The 25,997-nt window shown below is 74.6% G+C and carries 23 protein-coding genes and 1 pseudogene; 13 read left to right on the top strand and 11 right to left on the bottom strand.

From position 1 onward, the window contains the following. Window positions 1–212: 212 nt before the first annotated feature. The 6 genes from ABT048_RS29945 to ABT048_RS29920 all read left to right on the top strand — a co-directional run bounded on the left by ABT048_RS29945 (window position 213) and on the right by ABT048_RS29920 (window position 6,789). Window positions 213–1,088: a hypothetical protein gene (locus ABT048_RS29945; protein ID WP_350524659.1), complete on the top strand. Its 876-nt coding sequence runs from the start codon at window positions 213–215 to the stop codon at window positions 1,086–1,088. A 1-nt stretch (window position 1,089) separates the two neighbouring features. Continuing rightward, a complete protein-coding gene (gene asnB, locus ABT048_RS29940; RefSeq protein WP_350524658.1) occupies window positions 1,090–2,925 on the top strand; it encodes an asparagine synthase (glutamine-hydrolyzing) in 1,836 nt (611 codons plus the stop codon). Further along, window positions 2,922–3,464, top strand: coding sequence for a flavin reductase family protein (locus ABT048_RS29935; protein WP_350524657.1), 543 nt, complete (start codon window positions 2,922–2,924; stop codon window positions 3,462–3,464). The genes asnB and ABT048_RS29935 overlap by 4 nt, the downstream gene beginning before the upstream one ends. After that, the gene (locus ABT048_RS29930) at window positions 3,461–4,960 is read left to right on the top strand and encodes a 4-hydroxyphenylacetate 3-hydroxylase family protein (protein ID WP_350524656.1); all 1,500 of its coding nucleotides are present in this window, start codon (window positions 3,461–3,463) and stop codon (window positions 4,958–4,960) included. Before ABT048_RS29935 ends, ABT048_RS29930 begins: the two co-directional genes overlap by 4 nt. Further along, the gene (locus ABT048_RS29925) at window positions 4,957–5,799 is read left to right on the top strand and encodes a class I SAM-dependent methyltransferase (protein WP_350524655.1); all 843 of its coding nucleotides are present in this window, start codon (window positions 4,957–4,959) and stop codon (window positions 5,797–5,799) included. The genes ABT048_RS29930 and ABT048_RS29925 overlap by 4 nt, the downstream gene beginning before the upstream one ends. A 114-nt stretch (window positions 5,800–5,913) precedes the next feature. Continuing rightward, on the top strand, window positions 5,914–6,789 hold the full coding sequence (locus ABT048_RS29920) for a helix-turn-helix domain-containing protein (RefSeq protein WP_350524654.1): 876 nt from the start codon (window positions 5,914–5,916) through the stop codon (window positions 6,787–6,789). Between the two features lie 13 nt (window positions 6,790–6,802). Here ABT048_RS29920 and ABT048_RS29915 read toward each other — a convergent pair whose 3' ends face one another. Next, entirely contained in the window at window positions 6,803–8,146 is a 1,344-nt protein-coding gene (locus ABT048_RS29915; protein ID WP_350524653.1) for an MFS transporter, read from the bottom strand. Window positions 8,147–8,509: 363 nt separating this feature from the next. Between ABT048_RS29915 and ABT048_RS29910 the strand changes: the two genes are divergently transcribed. Next, window positions 8,510–9,235 (top strand): GPR1/FUN34/YaaH family transporter, encoded by a 726-nt coding sequence (locus ABT048_RS29910; RefSeq protein WP_350524652.1) that lies wholly within the window; start codon window positions 8,510–8,512, stop codon window positions 9,233–9,235. A gap of 154 nt (window positions 9,236–9,389) precedes the next feature. On the opposite strand, the gene ABT048_RS29905 is transcribed toward ABT048_RS29910, so the two are convergent. From ABT048_RS29905 to ABT048_RS29880, 6 genes and pseudogenes are all read right to left on the bottom strand, one after another. Then, a complete protein-coding gene (locus ABT048_RS29905; RefSeq protein WP_350524651.1) occupies window positions 9,390–10,364 on the bottom strand; it encodes a Gfo/Idh/MocA family protein in 975 nt (324 codons plus the stop codon). A gap of 2 nt (window positions 10,365–10,366) precedes the next feature. Next, window positions 10,367–11,722, bottom strand: coding sequence for an amylo-alpha-1,6-glucosidase (locus ABT048_RS29900; RefSeq protein WP_350524650.1), 1,356 nt, complete (start codon window positions 11,720–11,722; stop codon window positions 10,367–10,369). Next, on the bottom strand, window positions 11,709–13,013 hold the full coding sequence (locus tag ABT048_RS29895; protein WP_350524649.1) for an MFS transporter: 1,305 nt from the start codon (window positions 13,011–13,013) through the stop codon (window positions 11,709–11,711). The genes ABT048_RS29900 and ABT048_RS29895 overlap by 14 nt, the downstream gene beginning before the upstream one ends. Next, a complete protein-coding gene (locus ABT048_RS29890) occupies window positions 13,010–14,230 on the bottom strand; it encodes a zinc-dependent alcohol dehydrogenase (protein ID WP_350524648.1) in 1,221 nt (406 codons plus the stop codon). Before ABT048_RS29890 ends, ABT048_RS29895 begins: the two co-directional genes overlap by 4 nt. Before the next feature lie 142 nt (window positions 14,231–14,372). Then, the gene (locus tag ABT048_RS29885; protein ID WP_350524724.1) at window positions 14,373–14,825 is read right to left on the bottom strand and encodes a GntR family transcriptional regulator; all 453 of its coding nucleotides are present in this window, start codon (window positions 14,823–14,825) and stop codon (window positions 14,373–14,375) included. Between the two features lie 66 nt (window positions 14,826–14,891). Next, a pseudogene (locus tag ABT048_RS29880) lies at window positions 14,892–15,086 on the bottom strand (GntR family transcriptional regulator); the annotation flags it as partial. Window positions 15,087–15,340: 254 nt separating this feature from the next. On the opposite strand from ABT048_RS29880, the gene deoC reads away from it, so the two are divergent. Further along, window positions 15,341–16,051, top strand: coding sequence for a deoxyribose-phosphate aldolase (gene deoC / locus ABT048_RS29875; protein ID WP_350524647.1), 711 nt, complete (start codon window positions 15,341–15,343; stop codon window positions 16,049–16,051). A gap of 23 nt (window positions 16,052–16,074) precedes the next feature. On the opposite strand, the gene ABT048_RS29870 is transcribed toward deoC, so the two are convergent. Together ABT048_RS29870 and ABT048_RS29865 are read right to left on the bottom strand one after the other, a co-directional pair. After that, window positions 16,075–17,583 carry an ATP-binding protein gene (locus ABT048_RS29870; protein WP_350524646.1) on the bottom strand — a complete coding sequence of 503 codons (1,509 nt, stop codon included), beginning with the start codon at window positions 17,581–17,583 and terminating at the stop codon, window positions 16,075–16,077. Continuing rightward, on the bottom strand, window positions 17,576–18,253 hold the full coding sequence (locus tag ABT048_RS29865) for a response regulator transcription factor (RefSeq protein ID WP_350524645.1): 678 nt from the start codon (window positions 18,251–18,253) through the stop codon (window positions 17,576–17,578). Before ABT048_RS29865 ends, ABT048_RS29870 begins: the two co-directional genes overlap by 8 nt. Window positions 18,254–18,390: 137 nt before the next feature. On the opposite strand from ABT048_RS29865, the gene ABT048_RS29860 reads away from it, so the two are divergent. Both ABT048_RS29860 and ABT048_RS29855 read left to right on the top strand, forming a co-directional pair. After that, window positions 18,391–19,008, top strand: coding sequence for a hypothetical protein (locus ABT048_RS29860; protein WP_350524644.1), 618 nt, complete (start codon window positions 18,391–18,393; stop codon window positions 19,006–19,008). Between the two features lie 274 nt (window positions 19,009–19,282). Continuing rightward, the gene (locus ABT048_RS29855) at window positions 19,283–19,993 is read left to right on the top strand and encodes a COG4705 family protein (RefSeq protein ID WP_350524643.1); all 711 of its coding nucleotides are present in this window, start codon (window positions 19,283–19,285) and stop codon (window positions 19,991–19,993) included. A gap of 78 nt (window positions 19,994–20,071) precedes the next feature. Here ABT048_RS29855 and ABT048_RS29850 read toward each other — a convergent pair whose 3' ends face one another. Both ABT048_RS29850 and ABT048_RS29845 read right to left on the bottom strand, forming a co-directional pair. Continuing rightward, window positions 20,072–21,016: a tetratricopeptide repeat protein gene (locus tag ABT048_RS29850; protein WP_350524642.1), complete on the bottom strand. Its 945-nt coding sequence runs from the start codon at window positions 21,014–21,016 to the stop codon at window positions 20,072–20,074. Window positions 21,017–21,240: 224 nt separating this feature from the next. Further along, window positions 21,241–22,581, bottom strand: a complete 1,341-nt coding sequence (locus ABT048_RS29845) for an aldehyde dehydrogenase family protein (RefSeq protein ID WP_350524641.1) — start codon at window positions 22,579–22,581, stop codon at window positions 21,241–21,243. 330 nt (window positions 22,582–22,911) lie between these two features. Here ABT048_RS29845 and ABT048_RS29840 point away from each other — a divergent pair, with 330 nt between their 5' ends. The 3 genes from ABT048_RS29840 to ABT048_RS29830 all read left to right on the top strand — a co-directional run bounded on the left by ABT048_RS29840 (window position 22,912) and on the right by ABT048_RS29830 (window position 25,929). Further along, the gene (locus ABT048_RS29840) at window positions 22,912–23,553 is read left to right on the top strand and encodes a DUF4360 domain-containing protein (protein WP_350524640.1); all 642 of its coding nucleotides are present in this window, start codon (window positions 22,912–22,914) and stop codon (window positions 23,551–23,553) included. 358 nt (window positions 23,554–23,911) lie between these two features. Beyond that, window positions 23,912–24,862 (top strand): DUF3048 domain-containing protein, encoded by a 951-nt coding sequence (locus tag ABT048_RS29835; protein ID WP_350524639.1) that lies wholly within the window; start codon window positions 23,912–23,914, stop codon window positions 24,860–24,862. A 5-nt stretch (window positions 24,863–24,867) separates the two neighbouring features. Continuing rightward, the gene (locus tag ABT048_RS29830) at window positions 24,868–25,929 is read left to right on the top strand and encodes an oxygenase MpaB family protein (RefSeq protein WP_350524723.1); all 1,062 of its coding nucleotides are present in this window, start codon (window positions 24,868–24,870) and stop codon (window positions 25,927–25,929) included. Window positions 25,930–25,997: the final 68 nt, after the last annotated feature.

Genomic DNA, 25,997 nt, shown 5'->3' with positions numbered 1-25,997 from the left:
GTCGCGCCGGGGCCGGGCGGGTGGCGCGCGGTTCCCGGGAGGGGCGGGAAGGGCTCGCGCAGGGCGACCTTCGGAGCATCCGCACGGCGACGATCGGCGCCCCGACCGGCGCCGTTCGGGGCTACCGGGCCGCGCGGGCCGCTTCGTAGCGTGGCGGGAACGACGACGACACGACGGTCCGAAGGATCGTTCAGCCGAAGGGAGATGGCCCGATGGGGGGTGTGTCCGACGGGACCGGCGCTCCGACCGGCTCCGCTGCCCGGGCGGGCGGCGAGGCCGGCCCGCGTACGGCGGTCCTGGCAGCCGCGAGCCAACGGCACCCCGGCGCGGAGCAGCCGAGGTCCCCGTACCGGGGGATGCCGGACGCCGAGCGGTCCGCGCTCTGGCGGCAGCGGCTGCACGAGGCGGAGGCCGGCCTGACGCGGTACCTGGTGTCACGCGGGGACGAACTGCACCTCACGGACTGGTTCGTCCTGCAGTCCGAGCTCTTCGCCGACCTGCCCGGGCCGGACGCGCCGGCCGTCGAGTGGCAGCGGGTGTTCTTCCGCGACCAGGCGCTGATGGAACGTTTCCTCGTCCTGCGCTACGGCGAGCAGGTGCTCGGCGACTGGGCCCGGTCCAACGCCGAGGTGCACCGGGAGGTCGAGCCCGACCACGGCCGGGGCGCCGCCGACCCGATCCACCGGATCGCCCGGCAGGCCGAACTGTACGGCTCGCACTACGAGTTCGACGACGACGCGCCGCCCGGCCCCGAGCACGCGGCGCTCACCATCACGCACTGCGCGATCTGGGACTACCGGGAGAAGGCCCGGCGCTCGGGCGTCCGGCTGACCCTCGCCTCGCCCTGCACCTACTGCACCGAGGCGCTGTCCGCGAACATCCGCGCCAAGGGCTACCGGCCGGCGCACCGGCTGACCCACGGCCCGACCGGCCACGGCTGCCGCTGGGAGTCCACGACCGCCGACGAGCCCGCGACCACGACCGCGACCGCCGTCGAGCCCGCGACCGCGACCGCGACCTCGACCGAGCCCGGGCCGCCCGCCGGAACGACCGGGCCCACCGCCACCGACGAACCCGGGGAGTCCTGAGATGTGCGGCATCACCGGCTGGATCGACTGGGACACCGACCTGCTCCACCAGGCCCGGACCGTCCGGGAGATGACCGCCACCCTGGCCTGCCGGGGCCCGGACGCGGACGGCCTCTGGCTCTCCCGGCACGCCGCCCTCGGCCACCGCCGGCTGTCGGTGATCGACCCGGACGGCGGCGCGCAGCCGCTCGCCGACCGCCCCGGAGCGGACCCGACGGCCGTGCTCTCCTACAACGGCGAGCTCTACAACCACCGCGAGCTGCGCACCGAACTGGAGGCCCTCGGGCACGTCTTCCGCACCCGCTCCGACACCGAGGTGGTCCTGCGCGCCCACCTCCAGTGGGGCAGGTCCGCGCCGACCAGGTTCAACGGCATCTACGCCTACGCCCTGTGGGACACCCGGCGCGCGGAGCTGCTGCTGGTCCGCGACCACCTCGGCATCAAGCCGCTGTACTGGCACGCCCACCGCAGCGGCGTGCTGTTCGGCTCCGAGCCGAAGGCGGTGCTCGCCAACCCGCTGTTCCGCGCCGAACTGGACGCCGAGGGCATCGCCGAGCTGTTCGCGCTGCCCGCCGCGCCGAGCGCCGGCCACGGCCTCTTCCGCGGCCTGCACGAGGTCCGGCCCGGCCACCTGGTGGTCGTCACCCGTACCGCCACCCGCGAAGTCCGGTACTGGCGGCCGGAGTCCGCCGAGCACCGGGACGACGCCGTGACCACCCGGCGGACCGTCCGGGAGCTGCTCGCCGACGCCGTCGAGCGCCAGCTGATCAGCGACGTGCCGCTGTGCACCCTGCTCTCCGGCGGCGTCGACTCCAGCGCCGTCACCGCGCTGGCCGCCGCCGCCCGCGAACGGGCCGGCCAGGGCAAGATCACCAGCTTCTCCGTCGACTTCCCCGGCAGCGCCGACCGCACCCCCGACGCCTGGCGGACCACCCGCGACGCCCCCTACGTGGAGGCCGCCGCCGAGCACATCGGCACCCTGCACACCACCGTCCTGGTGCCCGACGACGACCTGCTGGACGCCCGCGACGCCGTCCTGCGCGCCCGCGACCGCCCCGGGTGGGGCGAGATGGACGCCTCCCTGCACCTGCTGTTCCGGGAGGTGCGGCGGCGCTCCACCGTCGCGCTCTCCGGCGAGGCCGCGGACGAGATCTTCGGCGGCTACCCCTACTTCCACGACACCGATGCGGTCGCCGCCCCGACCTTCCCGTGGCTGCACGGCAGGGCCACCCCGGCGGACCTGCTGCGCGCGGACGTCCGGGCCGAGGTGCGCCCCGAGGAGTACACCGCGGCCGCGTACCACCGCTCGCTCGGCGAAGTGCCGCGCCTGGACGGCGAGTCGGCCCGCGACGCGCGGATCCGCGAGGTCTTCCACCTGGCGCTCACCCGCTGGCTGCCGCCGCTGCTGGACCGGGTGGACCGGGTGTCGATGTCGGTCGGCCTGGAGGTGCGGGTGCCGTTCTGCGACCACCGGCTGGTGGAGTACCTGTGGAACGTCCCGTGGGCGCTCAAGGCACCGGACGGCCGGGCCAAGGGCCTGCTCCGGGACGCCGTCCGGGACCTCCTCCCGCCGCAGGTCGCCGACCGGCCCAAGAGCGGCTACCCCTCCACCCCCGCCGTCCGCTACACCGAGGTGCTCACGGCCCGCGCGCAGGAACTGCTGGCCGACCCCAACGCGCCGGTCTTCGAGCTGGTGGACCGCGAGCTGGTCCGCCGACTGCTCGCCGAGGGCCGGCCGCTGCCCAGTCCGCGCACCGCGCCCAACCCCGTCGGCGGCCTCGACCACCTGGTCCAGGTCGACGAGTGGCTGCGCGCCTACCGGGTGGGGCTGCGATGAGCGGAGCCCTGACCCGATCCGCCGGGAACGCCACCGAACAGGACTTCCGGGCCGCCTCCCGCGGCTGGACCACCGGGGTCGCCGTCGTCACCACCACCGCCGACGAGGAGGTCTTCGCCAAGACGGTCTCCTCGTTCAGCACCCTCTCCCTCGACCCGCTGCTGGTCACCGTCGCGGTCGGCCGGCACAGCCCGCTGGTGGCCGCCGCCGAGGCCTCCGGACGCTTCGGCCTGTCCGTCCTGACGGCCCACCAGGCCGACGTGGCCCGGCTGTTCGCCACCCCCGGGGCCGGACGCGCGAGCGGCGCCTTCACCACCGTACCGATGCGGACGGCCGCCACCGGCGCGCCGCTCGTCGAGTCCGCCCTGGCCTGGTTCGACTGCCGGCTGCACTCGGCCCTCCCCGGCGGCGACCACACCATCCTGATCGGCCGGGTCGCCGCCGCGGACCGCGCCGACGGCGAACCCCTCCTCTACCACGACGGCCAGTACCGCCTCCTGGCCCCGACCCCCCTCACCACCACCGGAGTCCGCGCATGACACTGCTGGAAACCACCACCGGCCGCGGCGCGCCCGCCACCGCCCGGGGCCTGCTCACCGGCGACCGCTACCGCGCCGAACTCGACGACGGACGCGAGCTCTACCTCGACGGCCGGCGGATCTCCGACCCCGCCCGGCACCCGGCCTTCCGACCGGCCGTCGACGAGCTGGCCCGCCTGCTCGACCTCCAGCACGACCCCGACCACCGCGAACTGCTCACCTGGCAGGACCCGGACAGCGGGCTGCGCCTCGCCCGCGCCTACCAGCCCCCGCGCACCCTCGACGACCTCCGGCTCCAGCGCCGCAGCGCCGAGTTCTGGCACGCTGAAGCCCTCGGGCAGCAAGGCCGCTCACCCGCCTTCATGGCCTCCATCGCCGTCGGCGTCCACGACTTCCGGCACCGGCTCGCCGAAGCCGACCCGCGCTTCGGCGCCAACGCCGAAGCCTGGTACCGGTACTGCGCCACCAACGACCTCGTCCTCTCGCACGCCCTCGGCGACCCCCAGATCGACCGCTCCGCCGACCCGCTCGACGACCCGGACCTCGCCCTGCGCGTCATCGAGGAGAACGACCGGGGCATCGTGGTGCGCGGCGCCAAGCAGCTCACCACCCTCGCCCCGCTCGCCCACGAGGTCCTCGTCTACCTCTCCGCCTCCTTCACCGAGGGCCGCGGCGAGCAGTTCGTCAGCTGGTTCGCCCTGCCGCTCAACACCCCCGGGCTGGTCACCCTCGCCCGCGAACCGCTCGGCAGCGCCCCCTGGGGCCACGCCCACCCGCTCGGCGCGCGGTACGACGAGCAGGACGCGATGCTCTTCTTCGACGACGTCCTGGTGCCCTGGGACCGCGTCTTCCTACTGCGCGACGCCGCCCTCGCCCGGCTCGGCCTCGGCCGGATCAACGCCTGGAGCGCCTACATCGGCCACGTCCGCTACCGCGAGCGCCTGCGCACCCTGCTCGCCACCGCCACCCTCGTCGCCGAGTCGATCGGCGTGGACGGCTTCCGCAACATCCAGGAGGACCTCGGCCGCCTCGCCGGCTACGCCGAACTCACCGAGTACTTCCTGGACGCCGCCGAGGCCCGCGGCGGCCTCACCGACGGCGGCCTGTTCGCCCCCGGCGACACCGCCGCCTCCCGGGTCTGGTCGGCCGAGGTGGCCGGCAGCGCCGTCGAGATCGTCCGCCGGATCGGCGCCTCGGGCCTGCTCATCCAGCCCACCGCCGCCGACCTCGCCCACCCCCGGCTGCGCCCGCACCTGGACCGCTACATGCGCGGCCGCGGCATCGACGCCGAACGCAAGGCCCGGCTGTTCCGGATCGCCTGGGAGCTCACCGGCGATGGCTTCGGCCAGCGCCAGGACCTCTACGAGTACGTGCACCGCGGCGACCTCACGCGCAACCGGATCAACATCTTCAAGCGGTACGACCAGAGCGGGGCCCGCGCGCGCCTGCTGGACCTGGTCGACCGGCCCACCGGCACCGAGGAGAACGAGAAGTGAGCACGTCCGCCGTCGAGATCCAGGCCCGCACCCTCGCCGGGTACGCCGACGCCAGCCGGCTGCGCCAGGTCCAGGACCGCGACTGGGTGCTCGACCAGGTCACCGGCGCCCCCGAGACCCTGATCGACCTCGGCAGTGGGATCGGCCAGCTGCTCCAGGCCGCCCTGGAACGCTTCCCCACGCTGCGGCGCGCCGTCGGCCTGGAACGCTCCGAGCACCGCATCGACGAGGCCGCGGCCCGGCTCCGGCCGTACGGCGAGCGGGCCGCCCTGTACCGGGCCGACCTCACCGCGCCCGAACCGCTGCCCTTCCGCGCCGACGTGATCACCCAGACCTCGGTGCTGCACTGGCTCCACCCCGACGAGGAACGGATCTTCGCCTGGGCCGCCGCCCACCTCGCCCCCGGCGGCACGTTCCTGCTCACCACCTACCACCCCGCCCGGGACGAGCACGGCCTCGGCGGCGAGGACGAGCTCGTCCGCGACGCCCTGGTCGCCCTCGGCACCCCCGAGGACGAGGTGCCCGGCGCCTTCGCCCGCGGCGGGGTGCTGCCGATCGCGACCCGCACCAGGACCGTCGACGGCCTCACGGCGGTGATCGCCCCACACCTCACGGTCGCCGCGCACCGGGAGCGCGACGCCGTCGTCACCGTCGACAGCGCCGCGCAGTACGAGCACTTCCACGCCGCCACCTTCGGCGACTACTACAGCCGGCTGGTGCCGGAGGAGCAGCGCGCCGCGTTCTTCCGCGCCGTCGGCGAGAGCGCGTGGCGCCGGCAGCGGGAGCGCGGACACGTCAGCCACATGGCCGTCCGGCTCTGGACGCTGACCCCCCGTTAGCCCGGATCGTTAACAGCATGTGTAGCCCGCCGCTCACCCCTGGGAGGAGCGGCGGGCTGCGCCTACGCTGAGGCCTGTCACCACCGGACCGACCTGCATGGCCGAGGAGCCCCCGTGTCAACTCCCCCCGCCGGACGGGAACTCGGCGCGTTCCTGCGCGCCCACCGCGAACTCCTCAAGCCCGCCGACGTCGGGCTCACCGCGACCACCCGCCGCCGCACCCCGGGCCTGCGCCGCGAGGAGGTCGCCTCCCTCTCCGGGGTCGGCCTGGCCTGGTACACCTGGGTCGAACAGGGCAGGGTCGCGGCCTCCCGGCAGGTGCTGGAGGCCATCGCCCGTGTGCTCAGACTGGACGACGCCGGCCTGCGGCACGCCCTGCGCCTGGCCGGGTACCACGAGCCCGCGCAGGCCGCCGGCCCGGAGGGCAGCGGCCGGATCGCCGAGGCCATCCAGCCCGTCCTCGACTCCTGGACCGCCAGCCCGGCCGTGCTGCTCGACCGGCACTTCGACCTGCGCGGCTGGAACGCCGCGTGGGCGGCGCTCTGGGGCTCGCCCGAGTGCGTGCCCGCGGACCGGCGCAACCTGATGTGGGTGATGGCCGCCCACCGGCAGGTGCGCGCGGTGCTGCGCGACTGGGAACCACTCGCCATGAACGTCTTCCAGCACTTCCGCGCCCAGGCCGGCCCCGCCCTCGCCGACCCCCGCACCCGGGAGGTCTACCGGCACCTGGACGAGGACGCGCCGGAGCTCCGCCACTGGTGGGGGTGCCACTCGGTGGCGGAGCTGACCGTCCGCACCGTCACCGTCGAGCCGGCCGGCCTCGGACCGGTCCGGCTGACCCTGTCCTCCTTCCACCCGGTGGACGACCCCTCGGCGACGGTGCTGCTGTTCACCCCGCGCGGCGACGCCGACCGGGCGCGGATGACCGAACTGGTCGAGCATCCGTTGCGCGCGGTCGGCGGTGCGGAGCAGGAGCGCCGGGTGGGCTGAGCCCGTCGGGGCCTCAGACCTTCTCCGTGGCCGTGGTGGCCGTGGCCGTGGCCGGGGTCGTGGTGGCCGTGGCCGGGGTCGTGGTGGCGGCCGGGCTCGCCGCGCTCGCCCGGCGCAGCCCCAGGCTCACCGCCGCCGCGCCGAGCGCGGCCAGCAGGGCCAGTCCGCCGCCGACCAGCAGCGTGCCGTCCGCGACGTCGCCGAACGCGCCCACCGCCCAGGCGCCGACCCCGGTGCCCGCGTACATGGTCGAGGTCAGCCACGCGCTGGAGGTCGCGCGCAGCTCGGGGGCGACGGTGCCCGCCAGCGTCTGCTGGTCCGTCACGAAGCCGCCCGACGCCAGGAACCACACCGTCACCCCGGCCAGGGCGAGCACCAGGCCCGGACCCTTGGCCGCGACCGTGATCCCCACCGCGAGCAGGACGCCCCACAGCGGCAGCAGCGGCAGGTCGGAGCGCCCGGCGCTCCTGGCCCGGTCGCCGAGCCGGCCGCCCAGCAGCGAGCCGGCGATGCTGCCGGCGCCGACCAGCACGCCCACCAGGCCGAGTGCCTGCACCGACAGGTCGAAGCGCTGCACCAGCACCGCGCCGAGGAAGGTGTAGGCGCCCAGGTTGGCCGTGTTGAACACGGTGTTGACCAGCAGGGCGCGGCGCAGGGTCGGGTCGGCCCAGCCGGCCAGGATCGCCCGGACGGCACCCACCCGCGGCGCCCGGGCCTCGGCCTGCGCCTGTGGTGCACGGCCCCGGACCTGGCGCAGCAGCAGCGGCACGGCCGCTGCGGTGCCGACGGCCAGCGCCCAGAACGCCGAGCGCCAGCCGGCCAGCCCGGCCAGGAAGCCGCCGAGCGGCACGCCGATCACCTGGCCGCAGGAGAACAGCGCCATCCCGAGGCCCAGCGCCCGCCCGCGCACCGCCTCCGGCGCGGTCTCGGCGATGTGCGCCCAGATCGCCGGCCCGGCCGCGGCCGCCGCCAGCCCGGCCACCGCGCGGGAGACCACCAGCAGGGTCAGCCCGGTGGACAGCGCCGCCGCGGCGTTGGACAGGACGAACAGCAGGCTGCCCGCGACGAGGGTGCGGCGGCGGCCGAAGCGGTCGCTCAGCAGTCCGAGGAAGGGCGCGGCGACGGCGTACACCAGCACGTACGCCGTGACGCTGGAGGCGGCGGCCGCCTCGCTGGTGTGGACCGAGTCCGCGATGGTCGGCAGGAGCGGCGAGACCAGGAAGGTCTCCGTGCCGAACAGGAACAGCAGGAGGAACACCCCGGCGTAGCGCCACCGGTCGAAGCCCCGCGCCGGCGTGTCCACCGGCGGGACGTCCTGGGCCCGGTCGGGCAGGGGCGGGTCGGAGATGCTGCTCACGGTGAAGTACCACCTTCTCGTACGGGCGCGCGCGGCTGGCCCTCGGACGGCGGGCGGTAGCGGCCGCGCGACGGCTGACAGGACGTCCGATGCGGCCATCCTGCGGACCGCTCGGGCGGCCAGCCAGACAGGCGGTGATCCTGTGACTCCGGCTCACAGGCTGAGCCGCGGCGGCCTCGTGGCGGGGTGCCTCCGCCCGTGTGCTGTCGTGGGGTGTCTGGTCGTCGTGCGCTGTCGTGCCGGCCTCCGGGCGCGGGGCGCACAGCGGGGCCGGCCCGCCGGTCGTAGCGTCGGGGCGTGCCGAGCCGCCGGGGCGGCGGGTTCCTCGGCCCCCGCGACGACCACCGAACGAGGATCCGTACGATGACCACAGCCTCCCCCGACGACGCACCGGACGACCGGGCGGGCGCTCCCCGGGAACGCCGCTTCGAACCGGACCTCCGGTCGATGACCCGGATCAACCTGCGTCCCATCGCCTCACCCATGCCGCTGGGCTTCTTCACGGTCGCGATCGCCTCCGTGATGACCGGCTGCCTCCAGCTGGGGATCCTCGGGCCGCCGGCGCGCGGCGCCGTCGCGCTGTGCGTGCTGCCCGCCTTCGCCCTGCAACTCCTGGTCAGTGTCCTGGCGTTCGGCGCCCGCGACGTGATCGCGGCGACGCTCATGGGGGTGTTCGCGGGCAGCTGGCTGGCCTACGCGCTCGTCATGTTCACCGGCGCGGCCGACGGCCTGCGCGTGCTGGGCGTGTTCAACCTGGCGTTCCTCTGCTTCGGGGCGCTGATGACCGCCGTGACCCGGCCCAAGCGGGCGCTCTGGTTCGTACTGGCGGCCTCGCTGCCCCGCTGGGCGGCCACCGGGCTCGCCGGCCTCACGGGCGCCGAGTGGCTGACGCGCACGTCCGGAGCGCTCGGTCTCCTGGTGGCGCTCGTCGCGACGTACGCGGCGTTCGCCCTGATGCTGGAGGACATGCGGGCCGAGGAGGTGCTGCCGATCGGCCGCAGCGGCCCCGCCCGCGCCGCCGTCCACGGCGATCTGGCCGTCCAGCTCCGCAACCTGGAACGCCAGGCGGGCGTGCGCCGCACGCTCTGAACGCCCGGCGCCCGGCGCCCAGTGCCCAGTGCCCAGTGCCCGGCGCCCGGCGCCCAGTGCCCGGCGCCCGGTGCCCCGCACCGCCTGCCCGGGCGGGCGCGGGGCGCACCGGCTGCGGGGCCCGGGCGGGCGGTCGAGGCTCAGCGGTCGAGGGTCAGGCCGTTCGCCGGGCGAGGCGGCTGCGGACGGAGTCCAGGGTGGTGGCGATGAGGAGCGACTGCGCGAGCGGGACGAGGTGGGCACCGCTGTCGCCGTGGGCCGCGGCGTCCATCGACTCGACCATGAGGCGGTAGGGGTCCTGCGGCGGGTAGTGGCGGTGGTGGCCCGCGGCAGCGGGCGTTCCGCTGGTCGTGAGCGTGCTGGGGGCCGAGCCGGCGCAGAAGGCCGGCGGGGTGAGGGTGATGGAGCCGTCCGTACCGGTGGTGGTGAAGGTCTCGGACATGCCGCCGACGAGAGAGCAGCCGACCTCGGCCGTGCCCCGGCCGGGGAAGTCGAGCAGGAAGCGGGTGGCGGAGTCGGCGGAGCCGGGGTGCCAGTGGTCCTGTTCGGCCCGGACGACCCTCGGGCTCCGCCACCCGAAGGCGGCGAGCGCGGCGGCGACGGCGTAGTAGCCGACGTCGTAGAGGGCGCCGCCACCGAGGGCCGGGTCGAGGCGGTAGTTGCCGGCGGCGGGGGCGAGGCCGTCGAACCGGGCGGTGACGGTGTGGACGGTGCCGACCGCGCCGCGGGTGATCATGGATTCGAGGTCCCGGGTGCGCGGATGCCAGCGGTTCCAGGCCGCCTCGACGAGCAGGCGTCCGGTGGCGCGGGCGGTGGCGGTCATGGCGCCCACCTCGGCGGCGGTGAGCCCGAGCGGCTTCTCGCACAGCACGTGCTTGCCCGCCCGCAGGGCGCGCTCCACCCAGGGGCGGTGGGCGCTGTTGTGGAGCGCGACGTAGACGACGTCGACGTCGGGGTCGTCCAGCAGGTCCTGGTAGCGGGTGTACACCCGGGCCGGGTCGAGGGCGCGGGCGCGCCGGGGGTCGCTCGCGGCGACGGCGTGCAGGCGCGGGCCGTCGGCCGCGTGGACGGCGGGTGCGAGGCTGGAGGCGGCGATCGAACCGGCGCCCAGGAAACCCCAGTTGGCCATGGTCAGTCCTCCTCCGGCGTGGCGGTCGGACCGCTGGCCGTCGTCGGCTCGGCGGTCGTCGTCGGACCGCTGGCCGTCGTCGGCTCGGCGGTCGTCGCGGCGGCCAGGTCCAGGACGAGTGAGCTCCAGCCGAAGGAGCGTGCGCCGTGCCCGGCGGCGTCCTCCGGGCCGTAGCACTCCCGGGTGCCCGAGGCCGCGACGAGGGCGCAGGTGCGCGTCGCGAGCGTGTCGGCCTCCGCGCGGTAGCCGCGCCGGCGCAGGCCCCAGTACAGGTACCAGTTGAGGTTGACCCAGCTGGAGCCGCGGAAGATGGCCCCGGTGCGGAACGAGGGGTCGTAGGACGGCTCGGTGGCGGCGACGCTGGGGACGGGGTGGGGGAGCCAGAACTCCCGCTCGTTCAGGAGGTGTTGTTCGATGACCCGGTGCGCGGCGGTGTCCGGCACGGAGTCGAGGAGGACGGGCAGGAGCGCACTCGCCGTGAGGACGTCGCTGCGCCGCCCGGCGACGAGGTCGAGGTCGTGGAAGGCGCCGTCGGCCTCGTCCCAGCAGTGCCGCATCAGCGCGGCGCCGATCGCGCGGGACTCCTCGGCCAGCCGGTCCGCCGTGCGCCCGTTCGGTCCGGCGGTCCGGGCGAGGCGTGCCAGGCAGGCCAGTCCGTCGGCGTACACGGTGTTGACCAGCACGTCGTTCCAGACGAACAGCCTCCGGTCGCGGAGCGGGGCCTCGGGCGTGCGGGCGGGGGAGGCGTAGGCCGTGATCAGCGACCGCATGGCGCGGTGCCAGGCGGTGTGCACGGCACCCTCGGGGACGGCCTGGATGCCGAGCGCGGCATCGTACTTGGGGCTGCTGTCGAGTCCGGACTCGTCGGGCTGGTAGATCTCCAGCAGCCCGGTGCCGGGGCTGGTCCGGTGGTCCCTGAGCCAGCGGAAGAAGGCGAGCGCCGGCGGCAGGACGCGGCGCAGCCAGAGGTCGTCGCCGGTCGCCCGGTACACCCGCTCGACGGCTCGGGCCACCACGGGCGGCGCGATGGTGACGGACCGCCACCCCTCCCAGAGGTCGATCCTGAAGTCCGCGGTGGCGCGCGGTCGGAGGTCGTCCTGCCAGAGGACCATGTGCGGCAGGAAGCCGGTGGGTGTGACCGCGCTGAGCAGGGAGCGCAGTTCGTCCCGGGCTCGCCGGGTGTCGACGTGGGTGAGGGCGACGGCGTGGAAGCTGCTGTCCCAGGCCCACTGGAAGGGGTAGCTGTCGGGGGAGGGGCAGGTGAAGTCGTAACTGCGCTGGGCCGCCCGGGAGAAGCCGGTGCGGTGGTTGCGGGCCAGCGTGTCGCGGGCCTTGGCGGAGCTCTCAGTGACGGACATGCGGGGTGACTCCCGAGGGGGACGCGTCGGCGGCGGCCGGGCGGCTTCGCCCGGCGGCGAGCAGCAGCGCGGCGAGGGGCAGCAGGCAGCCGGCGAGGCCGAAGGCCGAACGGACGCCGAGGTGGTCGGACAGGGTGCCGAGCAGCAGGGGCGCGAGCATGATGCAGGTGCTGACCGCGAGTTGGACGCGGGCCGTGGCCTGGTCGGTGCGGCCGGGCGCCGTGCTCACCGCGAGCGAGAGGGTCAGGGGGAAGAGGTTGGCGACGCCGAGGCCGCCGAGGGTCAGGCCCACCAGGGCGAGCCAGGTGGTGGGGGCGAGCCACAGGGCGAGGAAGCCGACGGCGGCGACGGTCAGGGCGCCGGCCACCAGCGCGACCGAGCGGGTGGGGCGGGTGCCGGCCGTGAGCCGGCTCCCCGCCAGGCGGCCGATCAGCTCGCCCCCGTAGAACAGCGCCAGTGCCACCGACGCCTGACTGTCCGTCAGGTGGAAGGCGCTGGTGAGCAGGGGGGCGGCGTAGTAGGCGAGGCAGAACTCGAAACCCACGACGAGGCCGCACAGGGCGGCCCGCAGCGGGAACGCGCCGGCCGGCCGCCGGGCCTCCACCACGCCCCGGGCGGGCGCGGCGGAGGCGGCGGTCGTGGCGGAGGTGGCGGAGGTGGCGGAGGTGGCGGAGGCGGCGGGGCGTGGGCGCAGCGGCTCGTGGCGGAGTACCGGGTACATCGCCGTGAGCGCGAGGGCGGGCAGCACCAGGGACCAGTTCCACGACACCCCGGCGCCCTCCAGGCCGCTGACGACCAGGGGCGCGGCGAGGGCGCTGACGCTCGCGGCCGCGTTGGCCTCGACCAGGGCGCGCGCCCGGAGGGACTCCTGCGCGCCGTGGTGTTCGGCCAGCACCGCCAGCGCCGTCGTCTGCAGCAGCGCCCCGCCGACGCCCCCGAGCACCGCCGCGCCGAGTGTGACGGCGGCCGACAGCGCGGTCGCCAGCAGGAGCGAGCCCAGGGCCAGGGCGGCGAGCGCGGACCAGAAGAGCAGCCGGTGGCCCAGCCGGGCGCGGAGGCGGCGGAACAGCAGGTTGGTGAGCATCGCGCCGGCCGCGAAGGCCGTGGAGTGCAGGCTCATCAGGGCGTAGGACAGCTGCAGGTCCTGACGCAGGAGCGGCAGCAGCGGGCCGAGTGCGTACAGGAGGTAGGCGTAGACGGCCAGGCCGGCGTAGGCGGTGGCGGTCAGCCGGTCCCGGACGAAGACGGGTGTGCGGTGATCCGCACCGACCGGCACCGACGTGCCGGTCACCCCGGTATCCCGGCCTGCTCGGCGAAGGCTCCGTCGGCGGGGGCATGGGCAGGGGCAGTGGCGGTCGCGGGGGCGGCGGTGGCCGCCGCGGCCGAGCGGCGTACGTGGTCGAGCAGGACGGACGGGGCGAGCAGCGAGGTCTTCATCGAGGCGCCCCGCCCGTAGCCGGTGAACGCCTCGCGGACGGCGTCCTCGTCGTCGAGGCAGGCCCGGGTGGTGATCAGCGGGGCGGGGTCGACCAGGCCGGACTCGACCAGCCGCAGGGCGACGGCGGTGACGTGCGCGGAGCGGGCCATCGGGAACGAGCGGACGTCGAAGGGCGTGGAGAGCAGCTTCAGCCCCTTGGCCAGGATCATCCAGGTGTTGAGCCGCTGCGGGACGGCCGTCGCGCCGTAGATGACGTACGAGCCGCCGGGGCGCAGCAGGCCCATCGCGATCTCCCGGATGTCCTTGCCCGGGCCGTCGGCCTGCCCGGCGGAGCGACGCGGTGCCGCGATGTGCGGCAGCGCGTCGAACACGTAGTCCGCGTACTGGTCGTGGTGTTCACGCACGTACGCTTCGAGCTCCGCCGCCTGGGTGTCGGTGTTGAAGGCGCGGGAGGCGCCGTGGCGCAGCGCGACGGCCATCCGGTCGCTGTTGCGGTCCAGTACGGTGATCGGGCCGGCGCCGAGGTGGCGGTGCAGCACCTGGACGGCCAGTTGGGCGCTGGGGCCGCAGCCGAGGACGACGCAGGTGTCACCCGGTTTCGGGGGGTTGAGCAGTAACGACCGCAGGACCGAGGTCAGCGGTTCGATGACGGAGGCCAGGTCCGAGGGCACGTGCGGCGGCAGGACGACGGCCGCGGCCTGGTCGGCGTCGTAGAAGTTGCGGCCGGTGTACCAGGCCGTCTCGACGCCGAGCCGGCCGGGGAAGAGCGGTCGGAGCGCCCGGTACTCGGCCATGCCGCCGAAGTCGGTCTGCCCCCAGTAGGTCACCCGGTCGCCCGGCCGGACGTCGTCCCGGAGCCGCTTCCCGACTTCGACGACCCTTCCCACGTATTCGTGCCCGGGAATGATCGGCCAGTCCTCCGGAAAGAGGTGGCCGCGGAAGTAGGAAACGTCGGTCGAGCAGATGGAAACCGCTTCGGTCTGCAGCAGGATTTCGTCCTCGCGGCATTCCGGATCTGGCACCGGGGTGCGTTCCAGTTTCCCGGGCGAGGTCATCAGGTACGCGTACAAGGTTTTTCCCTCCACGCCTGTGTGTCATTCCACCACCGGAATCGGCGGGCGGGATCGCCCGCCGATCGTGCAGTTCCCCCGCCGGAAATTCATCCTGCGTGGTTCGGTCGGCGCCGTTCGCCCCCGGGAGACGCCTCCGCGCTCAGGAATCGACCTCGAAGGCGACGTCCAGCGCGTACCTGTCGCCCACGTACCGGGTCTCGGTGAGCTCCAGGGGGAGCTCGTCCTGGTCCGTGATGAGGCGCTCCTCGACGAGCAGCGCGGTTCCCGGAGCCACCGCCAGCAGCTCCGCCTCCCGCTCGCCGGCCGTGGCGGCCCTGATGGACGAGTGTCCGCGGGTCGGTGTCCGGCCGAGCCCGACGAGCGTCTCGTGCATCGACGCCGTGCGGAAGTCGACCTCCAGCAGCGCGGCCAGGCCCTCGGGGAACACCGCCCGTTCCAGTGCGGTGGGGATCCCGTCGGCCAGCCGCACCCGGGCGACCTCCACGACCCGGGCGGACCTCCGCAGCCGCAGCCGGTGGACCTCCTCCGGCAGGGCGGCCCGGAGGCTCGCCGAAATCAGTTGTGACGAGGGCTTCCGGCCCTGTCTGCGCATTTCCTCGCTGAATCGGACAAGGTTCTCCGCGCGACGGTGGGTCGGCGGTTCCGCGACGAATGTCCCGCGCCCGGACACCCGGTACACCAGACCTTCCGTGACGAGTCGTTGAACGGCTGCCCGGGCGGTCATCCGGCTCACTCCGAATTCCTCGCACAAATCCGCCTCCGAGGGGAGGGGGTCATGCGGCCGGTGCTTGGCGATCCGGTTTCTCAGGGCCTGTTCGATCCGGTGGTACCTGGGCGCGAAATCCGTTTCCAAAAGGGGGCCTCCGAAATTGAGACTACGCCGTCCGGCTGTCTAGTCAACCAGCGTAGACCAGTACAGAGCGGGACATTTCCCGGTGAAATGCGCCAAGGGCAAGAGGCGTGCATCGTGATCCCCGTCACACCCGGCCCCGGTCGGCGGGCGGGACAGCTGTATAGACGGCTAGACGGCCCGAAGTTATCGTCGGACTGTCCGCGCGTCTCCCCCGGTCGGCGGGACGCGGAACGCCTCACCCCTAGGACAGGCTCATGGACCACACCGGCATCGACGACCCCACCGGCATCGCCGTCCGGGAGCTCGCCAAGATGATCGACCACTCGCTCCTGCGGCCCGAACTGACCACCACCGAGGTCCTGCGCGGCTGCGAGCTCGCCGCGGCCTACGACGTGGCCTCCGTCTGCGTGCGCCCCGCCGACACCGTCCTCGCGGTCAAGGCCCTCGCCGGCACCGCGGTCGCGGTCGGCACCGTCATCGGCTTCCCGCACGGCGGCTCCACCACCGCGGTCAAGGCGGGCGAAGCCGTGGACGCCCTGGCGGCGGGGGCGACCGAACTCGACATGGTGCTCAACATCGGCCTGCTGCGCAGCGGGGAGGACGACGCGGTGCGGGCGGACATCGCGGCGGTGGCCGATGTGGCGAGGGGCACCGCCCTCACCAAGGTGATCTTCGAGAACGCCTACCTCGACGACCAGGAGAAGCTGCGCGCCTGTCGCCTCAGCACCCTGGCGGGCGCGGACTTCGTGAAGACCTCGACCGGCTTCGCGCCCGGGGGCGCGACCCTGGCGGACGTCCGGCTGATGCGTGCGAACGTCCCCGCGCACATGAGGGTCAAGGCGGCGGGCGGGGTGCGCACCCTCGACCGGATGCTGGAGTTCGTGGCCGCCGGCGCCGAACGCTTCGGGGCGACCGCCACCGCCACCATCCTGGACGATCTGGCCGCCCGCCGGGCCGCCGGCTGAACTCCCGTCCCCCGCCCCGGCCTTCAGGAGGCCGGGGCGGCAGGGCGGTCCGGCCGGTCAGGGCGGTCCGAGCCGGCAGCGTGGTCGGGGTCGGCGGCGTGGTCCGGGTCGGCCGGCAGCCGGGTGCGGAAGGTGGTCGGCCCGGGCGCGGCGAGGACGGTGAGGCTGCCGCCGTGGATCGCGGCGATGTCGCGGGCGATCGGCAGGCCCAGCCCGGCGCCGCCGTCGTCGCGGCTGCGGGCGTCGTCCAGCCGGGTGAAGCGCTCGAAGATCCGTTCGCGGTCGGCGGGTTCGATCGGCGGCCCGTCGTTGGCCACGTCGAGGACCGCGTGGCCGGTGGACCGGTCGCTGTCGAGGCGGACGGTGACGTGCTGCCGGGCGTGCCGGTGGGCGTTGTCGAGCAGGTTGGTGAGGAGCCGGCCCAGCCACAGGCGGTTGCCGACCACCGTGACGGCGGAGTCCGTGTGCACGGCGACGGGGTTGGCCCCGGCGCCGCGGGCCGCGACCGTGGTGTGCACCAGCTCGGCGAGGTCGACGGCCTCACCGGGCCGGTCGCGCCCGGCGGCGTCGAGGCGGGCGAGCAGCAGGAGGTCGGCGGCGAGGGCCTGGAGGCGCTCGGTGTCCTCCAGCGCGCCGGTCACCAGGTCGGCGCGCACGGCGTGGTCGGGGTGGGCGAGGGCCACTTCGAGCTGGGTGCGCAGGACCGTGAGGGGGCTGCGCAGCTCGTGGGAGGCGTCGGCGATGAAGCGGCGCTGGCGGGTGCCCGCGGCTTCGAGGCGTCCGAGCATGGCGTTCATGGTGCCGGCGAGCCGGGCGATCTCGTCGTCGCTGTGGGGCTCGGGGACGCGGCGGTCCAGGTCGCGGTCGCCGATGGCGGCGACCTCGGCACGGATGGCCTCGACGGGCCGCAGGGCCCGGCCGGTCGCACGCCAGGTGAGGACGCCGACGGTGATCAGCAGGACGGTGCTCAGCGCGGCGAACGCGGCGGTGGTGAGGTCCTCGGCGGCGTCGACGGTGCGCAGCGACGCACCGACGTGGACGGTGACGGGCCCGGCCGGGGTGGCGGTGGTGATCGTGGTGACGCGCTGGTGGTGCTGGTCGCCCAGGGTGCGGACGTCGAAGGTGGTGTGGCCGTCCCGGTGACCGGTGGGCGCGATCGAGGGGTGGCCGGTCAGGTTCTGGCTGGTGGCGACCACCGTGCCGTGCGCGTCGACGACCTGGATGAAGTCGGTGCCGTGGTCGAGGGGGAGCAGGCCGGGCAGGCGCCCGTCCTCGGCGAGGCGGGCGACGGCCTGGGCCTGCTCGCGGGCGCCGGCTTCGACGGTGCGTTCCAGGTTGGCGTGCAGCAGCACCGCGACGGCGGCCGAGGCGGTGACGAGGACGACGGCGACGCTGACGCAGGCGGCGAGGGTGGTGCGGGCCCGGACCGAGCGCGGCGTGAGCCGGTCGACGAGGGCCGCGACCCCCGGGTGGCGGGCAAGGCGCCGGTGCAGTGCCGCGCGGATCCGGCGGGCGGCGGTCGGGTCAGCCACCGTCGGCCGCCAGGCGGTAGCCGGTGCCGCGGACGGTCTGCACCGCGGCCCGTCCGAACGGGGAGTCGATCTTGCGTCGGAGCGCGCTGACGTGGACCTCGACGGTGTTCGGATCGCTGTCGGGGCCGCCGTCCCAGACCGCGTCGAGGATCTCCCGCTTGGAGACGGCCTCGCCGGCCCGGCGGGCGAGGTGGTCGAGGATGGCGAACTCGCGGGGGGTGAGGGCGACGGCGGTGTCCGCCCGCGTGCAGGTGCGGGCCGCGGAGTCGACCACCAGGTCGCCCAGGACGGTGCGCCGGGGCGCACGGCTGCCGATCCGCCGGGCCAGCGCCCTGAGCCGGGCCACCAGCACGACGAACGAGAACGGCTTGGACAGGTAGTCGTCGGCGCCGGTGTCCAGCGCCTCGGCCTCGTCCCACTCGCCGTCCTTCGCGGTGAGCATGAGGATGCCGACGTCGCTGCCGGAGGCCCGCAGCCGCGAGCACACCCGGTAGCCGTTGAGGCCGGGCAGCATGATGTCGAGGACGATCACGTCGTAGGCGTGGTCCATGGCCCTGGCGAGGCCGGACGGGCCGTCGTGGGCCGTGTCCACGGTGAACCCCTCGGCCGTCAGCCCGTGCTGCAGGGCCAGGGCCAGCCGACGTTCGTCCTCCACCACCAGTACGCGCATGCCCACCAGGGTCGCAGGTCGTCGGCGGGGCCGGCCGACGGTGCCCCCCGGTCTTCAGCCGATCTTCAGCAAGGCCCGGCCATCCTGGCGCGGTCGCCCGGGGAAGGCCCGGGCCGTGACGAGGAGTGGTGCGGAACGTGAGCGAGCCCGGAGAAGGCGTGCAGCCCCAGCAGGACCACGCGGCGAGCCGCCCGAACAGGGCGCGGGTCGGCCTCGGGCGGGCCCGGCGCTGGGTGCGCGGCCGGTCGGTGCGCTGGGTCGCGGCCGGCGCGGCCGTGGTGGTGATCGGCGGCGGCGCGGCCGCGGCGGCGCTCCACCACGAGCACGAGGGCCACGGCGACGGCCGGTGGGCGGCGGGTGAGCAGGAGCACCACGACGGCCGGGGCGAGGGCCACGGCGACGGCCACGGCTGGGCGCAGGGCGACGGCCGGGACGCCGGTCGGGGTCACCAGGGCCACCAGGGCCGCACGGCTCCCGGACACGGACACGGACACGGGAACGGGAACGAGAACGGGGACGGCCCGGCCGGGTCCGCTGCGCCGGCGCCGCTGCCGTCGACCGACGCCGCCGACGCGCTGGCGAAGGCCGCGGCGGCCGTCGCGGGCGGCAGGGTCGAGTCCCTGTCCACGGTGGCCGAACAGGGCGGTGGCCGCGCCTGGCGGGCCGTGGTCGTCGGCCCGGACGGCGTGCGGCACGCCGTGACCGTGGACGGTGCCACCGCCGCGGTCACCGGCAACACCGTGCTGGGCGGCTGACGCACCGACCGGGCGCGGCCCGCGCCGTGCCTGCCGCAGAGACGCAATGCCGCAGTGACGCAATGCCGCAGTGACGCAATGCCGCAATGACGCAGTGACGTAGAGACACAGTGACGCAGAGAAGGGAGCGCCGTCCGTCATGGGCGCCACGACAACCCCCGCCACGACAAGCCCTGCCGCGGAAACCCCCGCCGCGACAACCTCCGGTTCGGGCCACCGACGCCCGGCGGCCCCCGCGGGGTCCGTCCTGAGCAAGGTCCCGCAGGTCACGGCCGTGTTCTGGGTCGTCAAGATCCTCACCACCGGGATGGGCGAGACCACCTCCGACTACCTCGCCACGGTGCTGGGGCCGGTCCCGGCGGTCGGTTCGGCCGGGCTGCTGCTCGTCGCCGCGCTGGTCGTCCAGGCCCGTTCCCGTCGCTACGTCCCGGCGGTGTACTGGACGGCGGTGATCATGGTGAGCGTGTTCGGCACCATGGCGGCCGACGTCGCGCACGTCGCCCTCGGGGTGCCGTACGCCGCCTCCGCGCTCGCGTTCGCCGGGCTGCTCGCCGTGGTGTTCGCGGTGTGGCGGCGGACGGAGGGCACGCTCGCGGTGGAGGCGGTCGCGGGCGGGCGCCGCGAGGTCTTCTACTGGTGCGCGGTGATGGCCACCTTCGCCCTCGGCACGGCCGTCGGTGATCTGACCGCGGCCACCCTGGGCTGGGGCTACCTCCCCTCGGGGCTGCTGTTCGCGGCCCTGATCGCGGTGCCCGCGCTCGCTCACCGGTTCTCGGGCCTGTCGCCGGTCCTGACCTTCTGGTGGGCCTACGTCCTGACCCGGCCGCTCGGCGCCTGCTTCGCCGACTGGGCCGGCGTAAGCCGCGCACGGGGCGGGCTGGATCTGGGCACCGGTCCGGTCAGCCTCGTCCTCGCGGTGGTCATCCTGGCGGCCGTGGGGTGGCTGGGCGTCGCCGGGCGGCGGGCGTCCCGCGGGTCGGCCTGACCTCCCGCCCGGCGGTCCGCCGGGCATGCCAGCGGGCCGTGACGACGGGATCGTCACGGCCCGCCGGCACGCCCGGGGTCAGGCCGTCGCGCGCGACTGCCAGTACGTGAACTCCTGGAGCGGATCGCCGATGAGCGACCAGGGCCAGGCGGTGACCGCGTTGTCGATCAGCCGGAACGTGCCGCCGCTCTCGCCCACGCGGCCCGACTGGATCAGGGCGAAGGCCAGCAGGTTGAGGTCGGCGGCGGCCGCCGCGTGCTGCAGGCCGCCGAGGCGGGACCACCCGTGCAGGGCGGTGTCGAGCGCGTTGACCGCCCGGTTGTGCGTCCACTGGCGGCGGACCAGCAGCGCCTCGACGCCGCCCCCGGCGGTCGTGCGGGCGTGCTCGTCCACCAGCGCGGTCAGTTCCACCCCGGCGGTCGGCGCGGTAGGCGGTGCCGAACTCCGGACCGTGTCGACGAAGTTGAGCTGGGCGCTGCGCGACCCGCACTCCTCCGGCGAGAGGTACCGCAGCATCTGCAGGTGGGCCTCGCGGTTCCACGGGTCGCGCTCGGCGACCTCGTGCCAGACGGCGATCAGCTCGCGCGAGTCGGCACGCATCACGCGCAGGATGCCGAGCAGCACCACCCACGGCGTCGGGTCCTCGGGCGCGAGGTCGGCCGCGGTGTAACAGTTGTCCGCGGCCGCGCGGGCATCGTCCATCCGGCCCGCGAACCGGCCTCGGACGAGTTCGACCCACGCCTCGAATATCAGCGCGTCCGCATTCTGGGCACGACGCAACCGCCAGTTTCGCGCCAGGGAGGAAGGCGCGGCGGTTTCGGCGAGCACGGCGAATCGGTGCCCGCGCCGGTCCCAGTCGGGGCCGGTCTCCCGTAGCAACCGTTCGACCTGGTCGACCTGGATGGCGTTCTGGCCCGGCAGGCCAGGGGACTTGAGCTGCCGCCGTACGCGGCCGAGCTCGGCGTCGCCGAGCTCGGGGCGCAGGCCAGGGCCGGAGGCGCGGTTTCTTCGGAAGAGCGACACGCGCCGCAGCCTAGGCCCATGGGCGATTTTCGGACAGACCCCGGAATGAAATTTTCCGATCCCGGTGAAGGCGGTGACCGTACCGCTCCGTACGGCGATCGGCCTGCGGTAATAGCCGGAATGCCGATTCGGGTATGTCGCCCGCGGGAATGCCACCGGCCCCGGAGGCCCCGTGATTTCCGCCCCCCCCTTGCTCGGACGCGGCGCCGGCGGCGTCCCCGGTTTCAGGCGAGCGGCTTGTCGACGACGGCCTTGGTGTGGCTGAACGTGTCGATCGAGTACTCGCCGTGGTAGCGGCCCATGCCGCTCTCGCCGACGCCGCCGAACGGCAGCTCGGGCATCGCCAGGTGCGAGACCGGCAGTCCGAAGCTGAGTGCGCCGGAGGAGGTCTCCTCGGTCAGCCGCCGCTTGGTGTCCGCGGACTCCGTGAAGGCGTACAGGGCGAGCGGCTTGTCGCGCTCGTTGATGAACGCGATCGCCGCGTCGAGGTCGGGGACGGTCAGGACGGGCAGGACCGGGCCGAAGATCTCGGCCTGCATCACCGGGGCGGTCGCCGGGACGTCGGCGAGGACGGTCGGGGCGAGGTAGCGCGCGGCGCGGTCGTGGTCGCCGCCGATGACGGTCCGTCCGTCGTCGAGCAGTGCGGTGAGCCGGTCGAAGTGGCGATCGTTGACGATCCGCCCGTAGTCCGTGCTCCCGGCCGGGTCGTCGCCGAACAACTCCCGTACGGCAGCCGCCAGTTCCTCCTCCAGGCCGGCCGCGGTGTCGCCGATGGCGAGGACGTAGTCGGGGGCGACGCAGGTCTGTCCGGCGTTGAGGAACTTGCTGCGGGCGATCCGCCGGGCGGTGACGGCGAGGTCGGCGCCGGGCTCGACCACGACCGGGCTCTTGCCGCCGAGCTCCAGGGTGACCGGGGTCAGGTGCTTGGCGGCGGCGGCCATGACGATCCGGCCGACCGCGCCGTTGCCGGTGTAGAAGATGTGGTCGAAGCGCTCCTCCAGCAGGGCGGTGGTCTCCGGCACGGCCCCTTCGACGACCGCGACCGCCTCCTCGCCGAGGTAGCGCGGCAGCAGCTCGGCGATGGCCGCGGAGGTCGCCGGGGCGAGCTCGCTGGGCTTGACGAGGGCGGTGTTCCCGGCGGCCAGCGCGCCGACCAGCGGCGCCAGGGCGAGCTGGAGCGGGTAGTTCCAGGGCGCGATGATCAGCACCACGCCCAGCGGATCGCGCACCACCCGGGCCTCGGCGGGGCGGAAGAACTCCGGCACCGCGGCCGGCCTCGGCTCCAGCCACTGCGCCAGGTGCGCCACGATGTGGTCGAGTTCGTTGATGGTGAAGCCGATCTCGGTGCGGTACGCCTCGGTGGCGCCCTTGCCGAGGTCGGCGTGCAGGGCCTGCTGCAGCACCTCGGTCTGCTCGGTGAGCAGGCTGCGCAGGGCGGCCAGCTTGTCCAGGCGCCAGGCGAGCGGCCTGGTCCGGCCGGTGGTGAACTCGGCCCGCAGGCGGGCGACCACTGAAGGAACGTTCTCGTGCATGGGGATCTCGCGGTCCTGGGGTTCGGGGTGCATTGGCACATGGAACTTTCACTACATGAACAATTGCGACCCTAGGGATGAAAGGTTGAGTTTGTCAAGCATTGGGCGCTCCGTGTTCCCGGTCGTGAGCGGCTGCTCCCTCGCTCCTATGGCGATCAACTCGGCCACCTGGGGCCGGAGTTCGCCCGCGGGGCGGATGGGGTCGGGCCGATGTGTTCTCCGCCGTCGAGCCTCTGGGCAGCGCCCTCCGAATGTGCTGACATATGCATGCCAAGTCGCGAGGCGTCCGGCGCCCGGACCGTACCGCGCCGACTCCGCCTCTGCCTCCGGCTCCGACTCCGTGCCCGATCGAAGGGGAAGCCCATGCTGCTCCGTGTGCTGGCCGCCGCGACCGCCGTCGCCGCGTCACTGTCCGGCCCGTCCGCCTTCGGCCTCGACTCGCTCCCGACCCCGCCCGACCGGATCGTCATCGACGTCGCGACGGTCAACGGCTCCGGATGCCCGGCCGGAACGGCCGCCGTGGCCGTCTCCCCGGACAACACCGCCTTCACCGTCACCTACAGCGCGTACCTCGCCCAGGTCGGCGTGGGGTCGAAGCCGACCGACTTCCGGAAGAACTGCCAGCTCGACCTGCGCGTCCACGTGCCCCAGGGCTTCACCTACGCCATCGCCTCCGCCGACTACCGCGGCTTCGCCCACCTGGAGAAGGGCGCGAGCGGCACCGAGCGGGCCAACTACTACTTCCAGGGCCAGGCCCAGACCGCCTACCAGTCCCACCGGTTCGACGGCCCGCACGACGACAGCTGGCAGGGGACCGACACCGTCGACGTCGCCGCCCTGGTCTGGGCCCCCTGCGGTGAGGAGCGCAACTTCAACATCAACACCGAACTGCGGGTCTCGGCCGGCAGCTCGGACCCGACCCGGACCACCAGCTTCATGACGATGGACTCGACGGACGGGAACATCAACACCGTCTACCACCTCGCCTGGAAGCACTGCCCCTGACGAACCGGCCGGCGATCGGCCGCCCCTCGGTGCCCCGCCCCGGCGACGCTTCGGCGCCGCCGGGGCGGGCGCGTCGGGATCGCGGACCGGGCGGGCGGCGGACTCGTGGAGGGTGGCCATGCCGTCGACGGAGGCCGAACACGCGCTGTGTCTGCCGCGCGTGCGGGGTGGCGGTCGCGGGCTTTTCGAAGGCGGTGGCGCGGCCGCCCGCGGGCCGACCGGCCGGGCACATTGTTGGTGCCCGCACGACAGCTGCGGGGGAAGGCCTCCCGGGCGGTTTTGCCGTGCGCGGGGCGGGCAAGCAGAGGGTTGGGGAGGGGCGGTTCGACGGCACGAGAAGGAACGGCGGGACAGCGTCGTGGACACCCACAGTACGGTCGGCCTGCGGGGCGGGACGGTGCTCGCGGTGGTCGTGACCGGGGTCGCCACGGTGGCGGGGTGCGGAGGCGGCGCGCACGTGTCCGGGCAGGGGGCGCGGCCGGAGCGGTCGGCGAATCCGCTGGACAACATCGGAACGGCCGGCGACGCCCTCGCGGTGAAGATCGACAACGTCGGTGCGCGGGTGCAGGCGATCCACCGCGGGCTCGCCGAGGCCGACATCGTCTATTGGCTGGAGGTCGAGGGCGGTCTGTCCCGGTTCCTCGCCGTGTACGACGCCAACCACCTGCCCGCCCTGATCGGCCCGGTGCGCTCGGCCCGGCAGACCGACATCCCGCTGCTCCAGCAGTACGGGCACGTCGACTTCGCCTACAGCGGCGCCATCAGCGGGCTGATCCCGCTGCTCGACCGGGCCGACCTGCGCAACGTCACCCCGTTCACCGACCCCGACGTGTTCACCGACCGCGCCGTGGACCCGACCTTCATCGACCCGCACCGGATCCTCGCCGCGCACCCGTCCGTCCCCGCCCGCTCGCCCGGCTTCACGTTCGGTGCCGCACCGGGCGGGGGCGATGCGTCCGCCGCCATGACCTGGCGCCTGCCGGCCGCGTCCATCGGCGTGCGGTACAACGGCAGCACCTATGACGTCGCCGTGGACGGCCGCCCGGCCTGGTCCGGCACGGCGACGGTGGTCGCCCAGCACGTCAGCATCCGTCCCGGCCTGTTCACCGACTTCAACGCCGGGCACCCCGACAACGAGGTGTTCACCGTGAGCACCGGCTCGGGCCAGGCGGAGGTGCTGCGCGACGGCCGGGAGTGGAGCACCCGCTGGACCCGGCCGGACCCGGCGGCGGGCACGACCTTCACCCTGCCGGACGGCAGCGCCATGGCCTTCGCCACCGGGCCCGTGCTGATGGTCATGGTGCCGTGAGCGGCATGCCCGGCCCGGAGCACGAGCCCGGCCCGGAACACGAGCCCGGCCCGGAGCAGCGGTGCGCACGCGCCCCGGTCGTCCAGGTCGGCCGCCCCGTCGGTACCGTGGTGGCCGGGGCGGAAGGGGTGGGCATGGTGGGGTCGGGGATCGGGTCGACCGGGCGGCGTACGCCGCTCGCCGCGCTGCGCGCCAGGCTGCTGGCCGAGATCAACGCGACCGTGCACGGCCGGGACCTGCACCTGGAGCGCTACGACCGTCCGGCCGGCGACCCGGGTCTGTTCGGCCCGGACAGTGTGGTGTGGCGGGTGCACGGGCACCCGACCGGGATGCTGGTGGGCGGCTTCGCGGCGCTGTTGCTGCAGTCCCTGCACCCGCTCGCGATGGCCGCCGTCGACGCGCACTCGGACTTCCGCGCCGACCCGACCGGGCGGCTCAACCGCACGGCCCGGTTCGTCACCACCACCACGCTCGGCTCGACGGCGGCGGCCGAGCAGGCGATCGCGGCCGTGCGGCGGATCCACCCCCGGGTCAGTGGCACGGCGCCGGACGGCCGCCCCTACCGCGCCGATGATCCGCGGCTGCTCACCTGGGTGCACACGGCCGAGGTGTACTGCTTCCTGACCGGCTACCAGGCCTACGCCGCCACCCCGCTGTCCCCCGCCGAGTGCGACCGCTACTACGCGGAGGCGGTGTGCGTCGCCGAACGGCTGGGCGCCCGGGACGTACCGCGGTCCCGCGCCGAGGTGGCGGCCTATCTGGCCGGGATCCGGCCGGAGCTGCGGGTCACACCGCCGGCCCTGGACGTGCTCCGGTTGCTGCGGGGCTTCGGCCGGAGCCGCCGCGAGCGGGCCGCCGTCCGGGTGCTGACGAACGCCTCGATCGACCTGCTGCCGTCCTGGGCCAGGGCCGAACTCGCCGTCCGGCGGCCCCGGTTGGTCCGCGCGTCCTGGGACCGCCCGCTGGCGCGGACCGGTGGACGGATCATGGTGTGGGCCTGCGGCCCCTCACCGATCCGCGCCGCCGCGTACGCCCGGGCCACCGCGGTACCGGAGGAGGCCGACTGATGCCGGGGAGGCCTCCTCGACCACGAGGGGCTGTCGGCCGTGCTGCGCAGCTGGCAGCCGTACGCGGT

Origin of the sequence: Kitasatospora sp. NPDC096140 (assembly GCF_040303045.1) — a bacterium.
Taxonomy (GTDB): Bacteria; Actinomycetota; Actinomycetes; order Streptomycetales; family Streptomycetaceae; genus Kitasatospora.
The sequence above is the reverse complement of the archived record's forward strand: the minus strand, read 5'-3'. Positions and strand labels throughout refer to the sequence as shown.

Excerpts from the sequence above, each read along its gene's own strand:
- ABT048_RS29945 (WP_350524659.1), top strand. The coding sequence starts at position 213 with ATGGGGGGTGTGTCCGACGGGACCGGCGCTCCGACCGGCTCCGCTGCC.
- asnB (WP_350524658.1), top strand. The coding sequence starts at position 1,090 with ATGTGCGGCATCACCGGCTGGATCGACTGGGACACCGACCTGCTCCAC.
- ABT048_RS29935 (WP_350524657.1), top strand. The coding sequence starts at position 2,922 with ATGAGCGGAGCCCTGACCCGATCCGCCGGGAACGCCACCGAACAGGAC.
- ABT048_RS29930 (WP_350524656.1), top strand. The coding sequence starts at position 3,461 with ATGACACTGCTGGAAACCACCACCGGCCGCGGCGCGCCCGCCACCGCC.
- ABT048_RS29910 (WP_350524652.1), top strand. The coding sequence starts at position 8,510 with ATGACCACAGCCTCCCCCGACGACGCACCGGACGACCGGGCGGGCGCT.
- ABT048_RS29905 (WP_350524651.1), bottom strand. The coding sequence starts at position 10,364 with ATGGCCAACTGGGGTTTCCTGGGCGCCGGTTCGATCGCCGCCTCCAGC.
- ABT048_RS29900 (WP_350524650.1), bottom strand. The coding sequence starts at position 11,722 with ATGTCCGTCACTGAGAGCTCCGCCAAGGCCCGCGACACGCTGGCCCGC.
- ABT048_RS29885 (WP_350524724.1), bottom strand. The coding sequence starts at position 14,825 with ATGCGCAGACAGGGCCGGAAGCCCTCGTCACAACTGATTTCGGCGAGC.
- deoC (WP_350524647.1), top strand. The coding sequence starts at position 15,341 with ATGGACCACACCGGCATCGACGACCCCACCGGCATCGCCGTCCGGGAG.
- ABT048_RS29865 (WP_350524645.1), bottom strand. The coding sequence starts at position 18,253 with ATGCGCGTACTGGTGGTGGAGGACGAACGTCGGCTGGCCCTGGCCCTG.
- ABT048_RS29845 (WP_350524641.1), bottom strand. The coding sequence starts at position 22,581 with ATGCACCCCGAACCCCAGGACCGCGAGATCCCCATGCACGAGAACGTT.
- ABT048_RS29840 (WP_350524640.1), top strand. The coding sequence starts at position 22,912 with ATGCTGCTCCGTGTGCTGGCCGCCGCGACCGCCGTCGCCGCGTCACTG.
- ABT048_RS29830 (WP_350524723.1), top strand. The coding sequence starts at position 24,868 with ATGCCCGGCCCGGAGCACGAGCCCGGCCCGGAACACGAGCCCGGCCCG.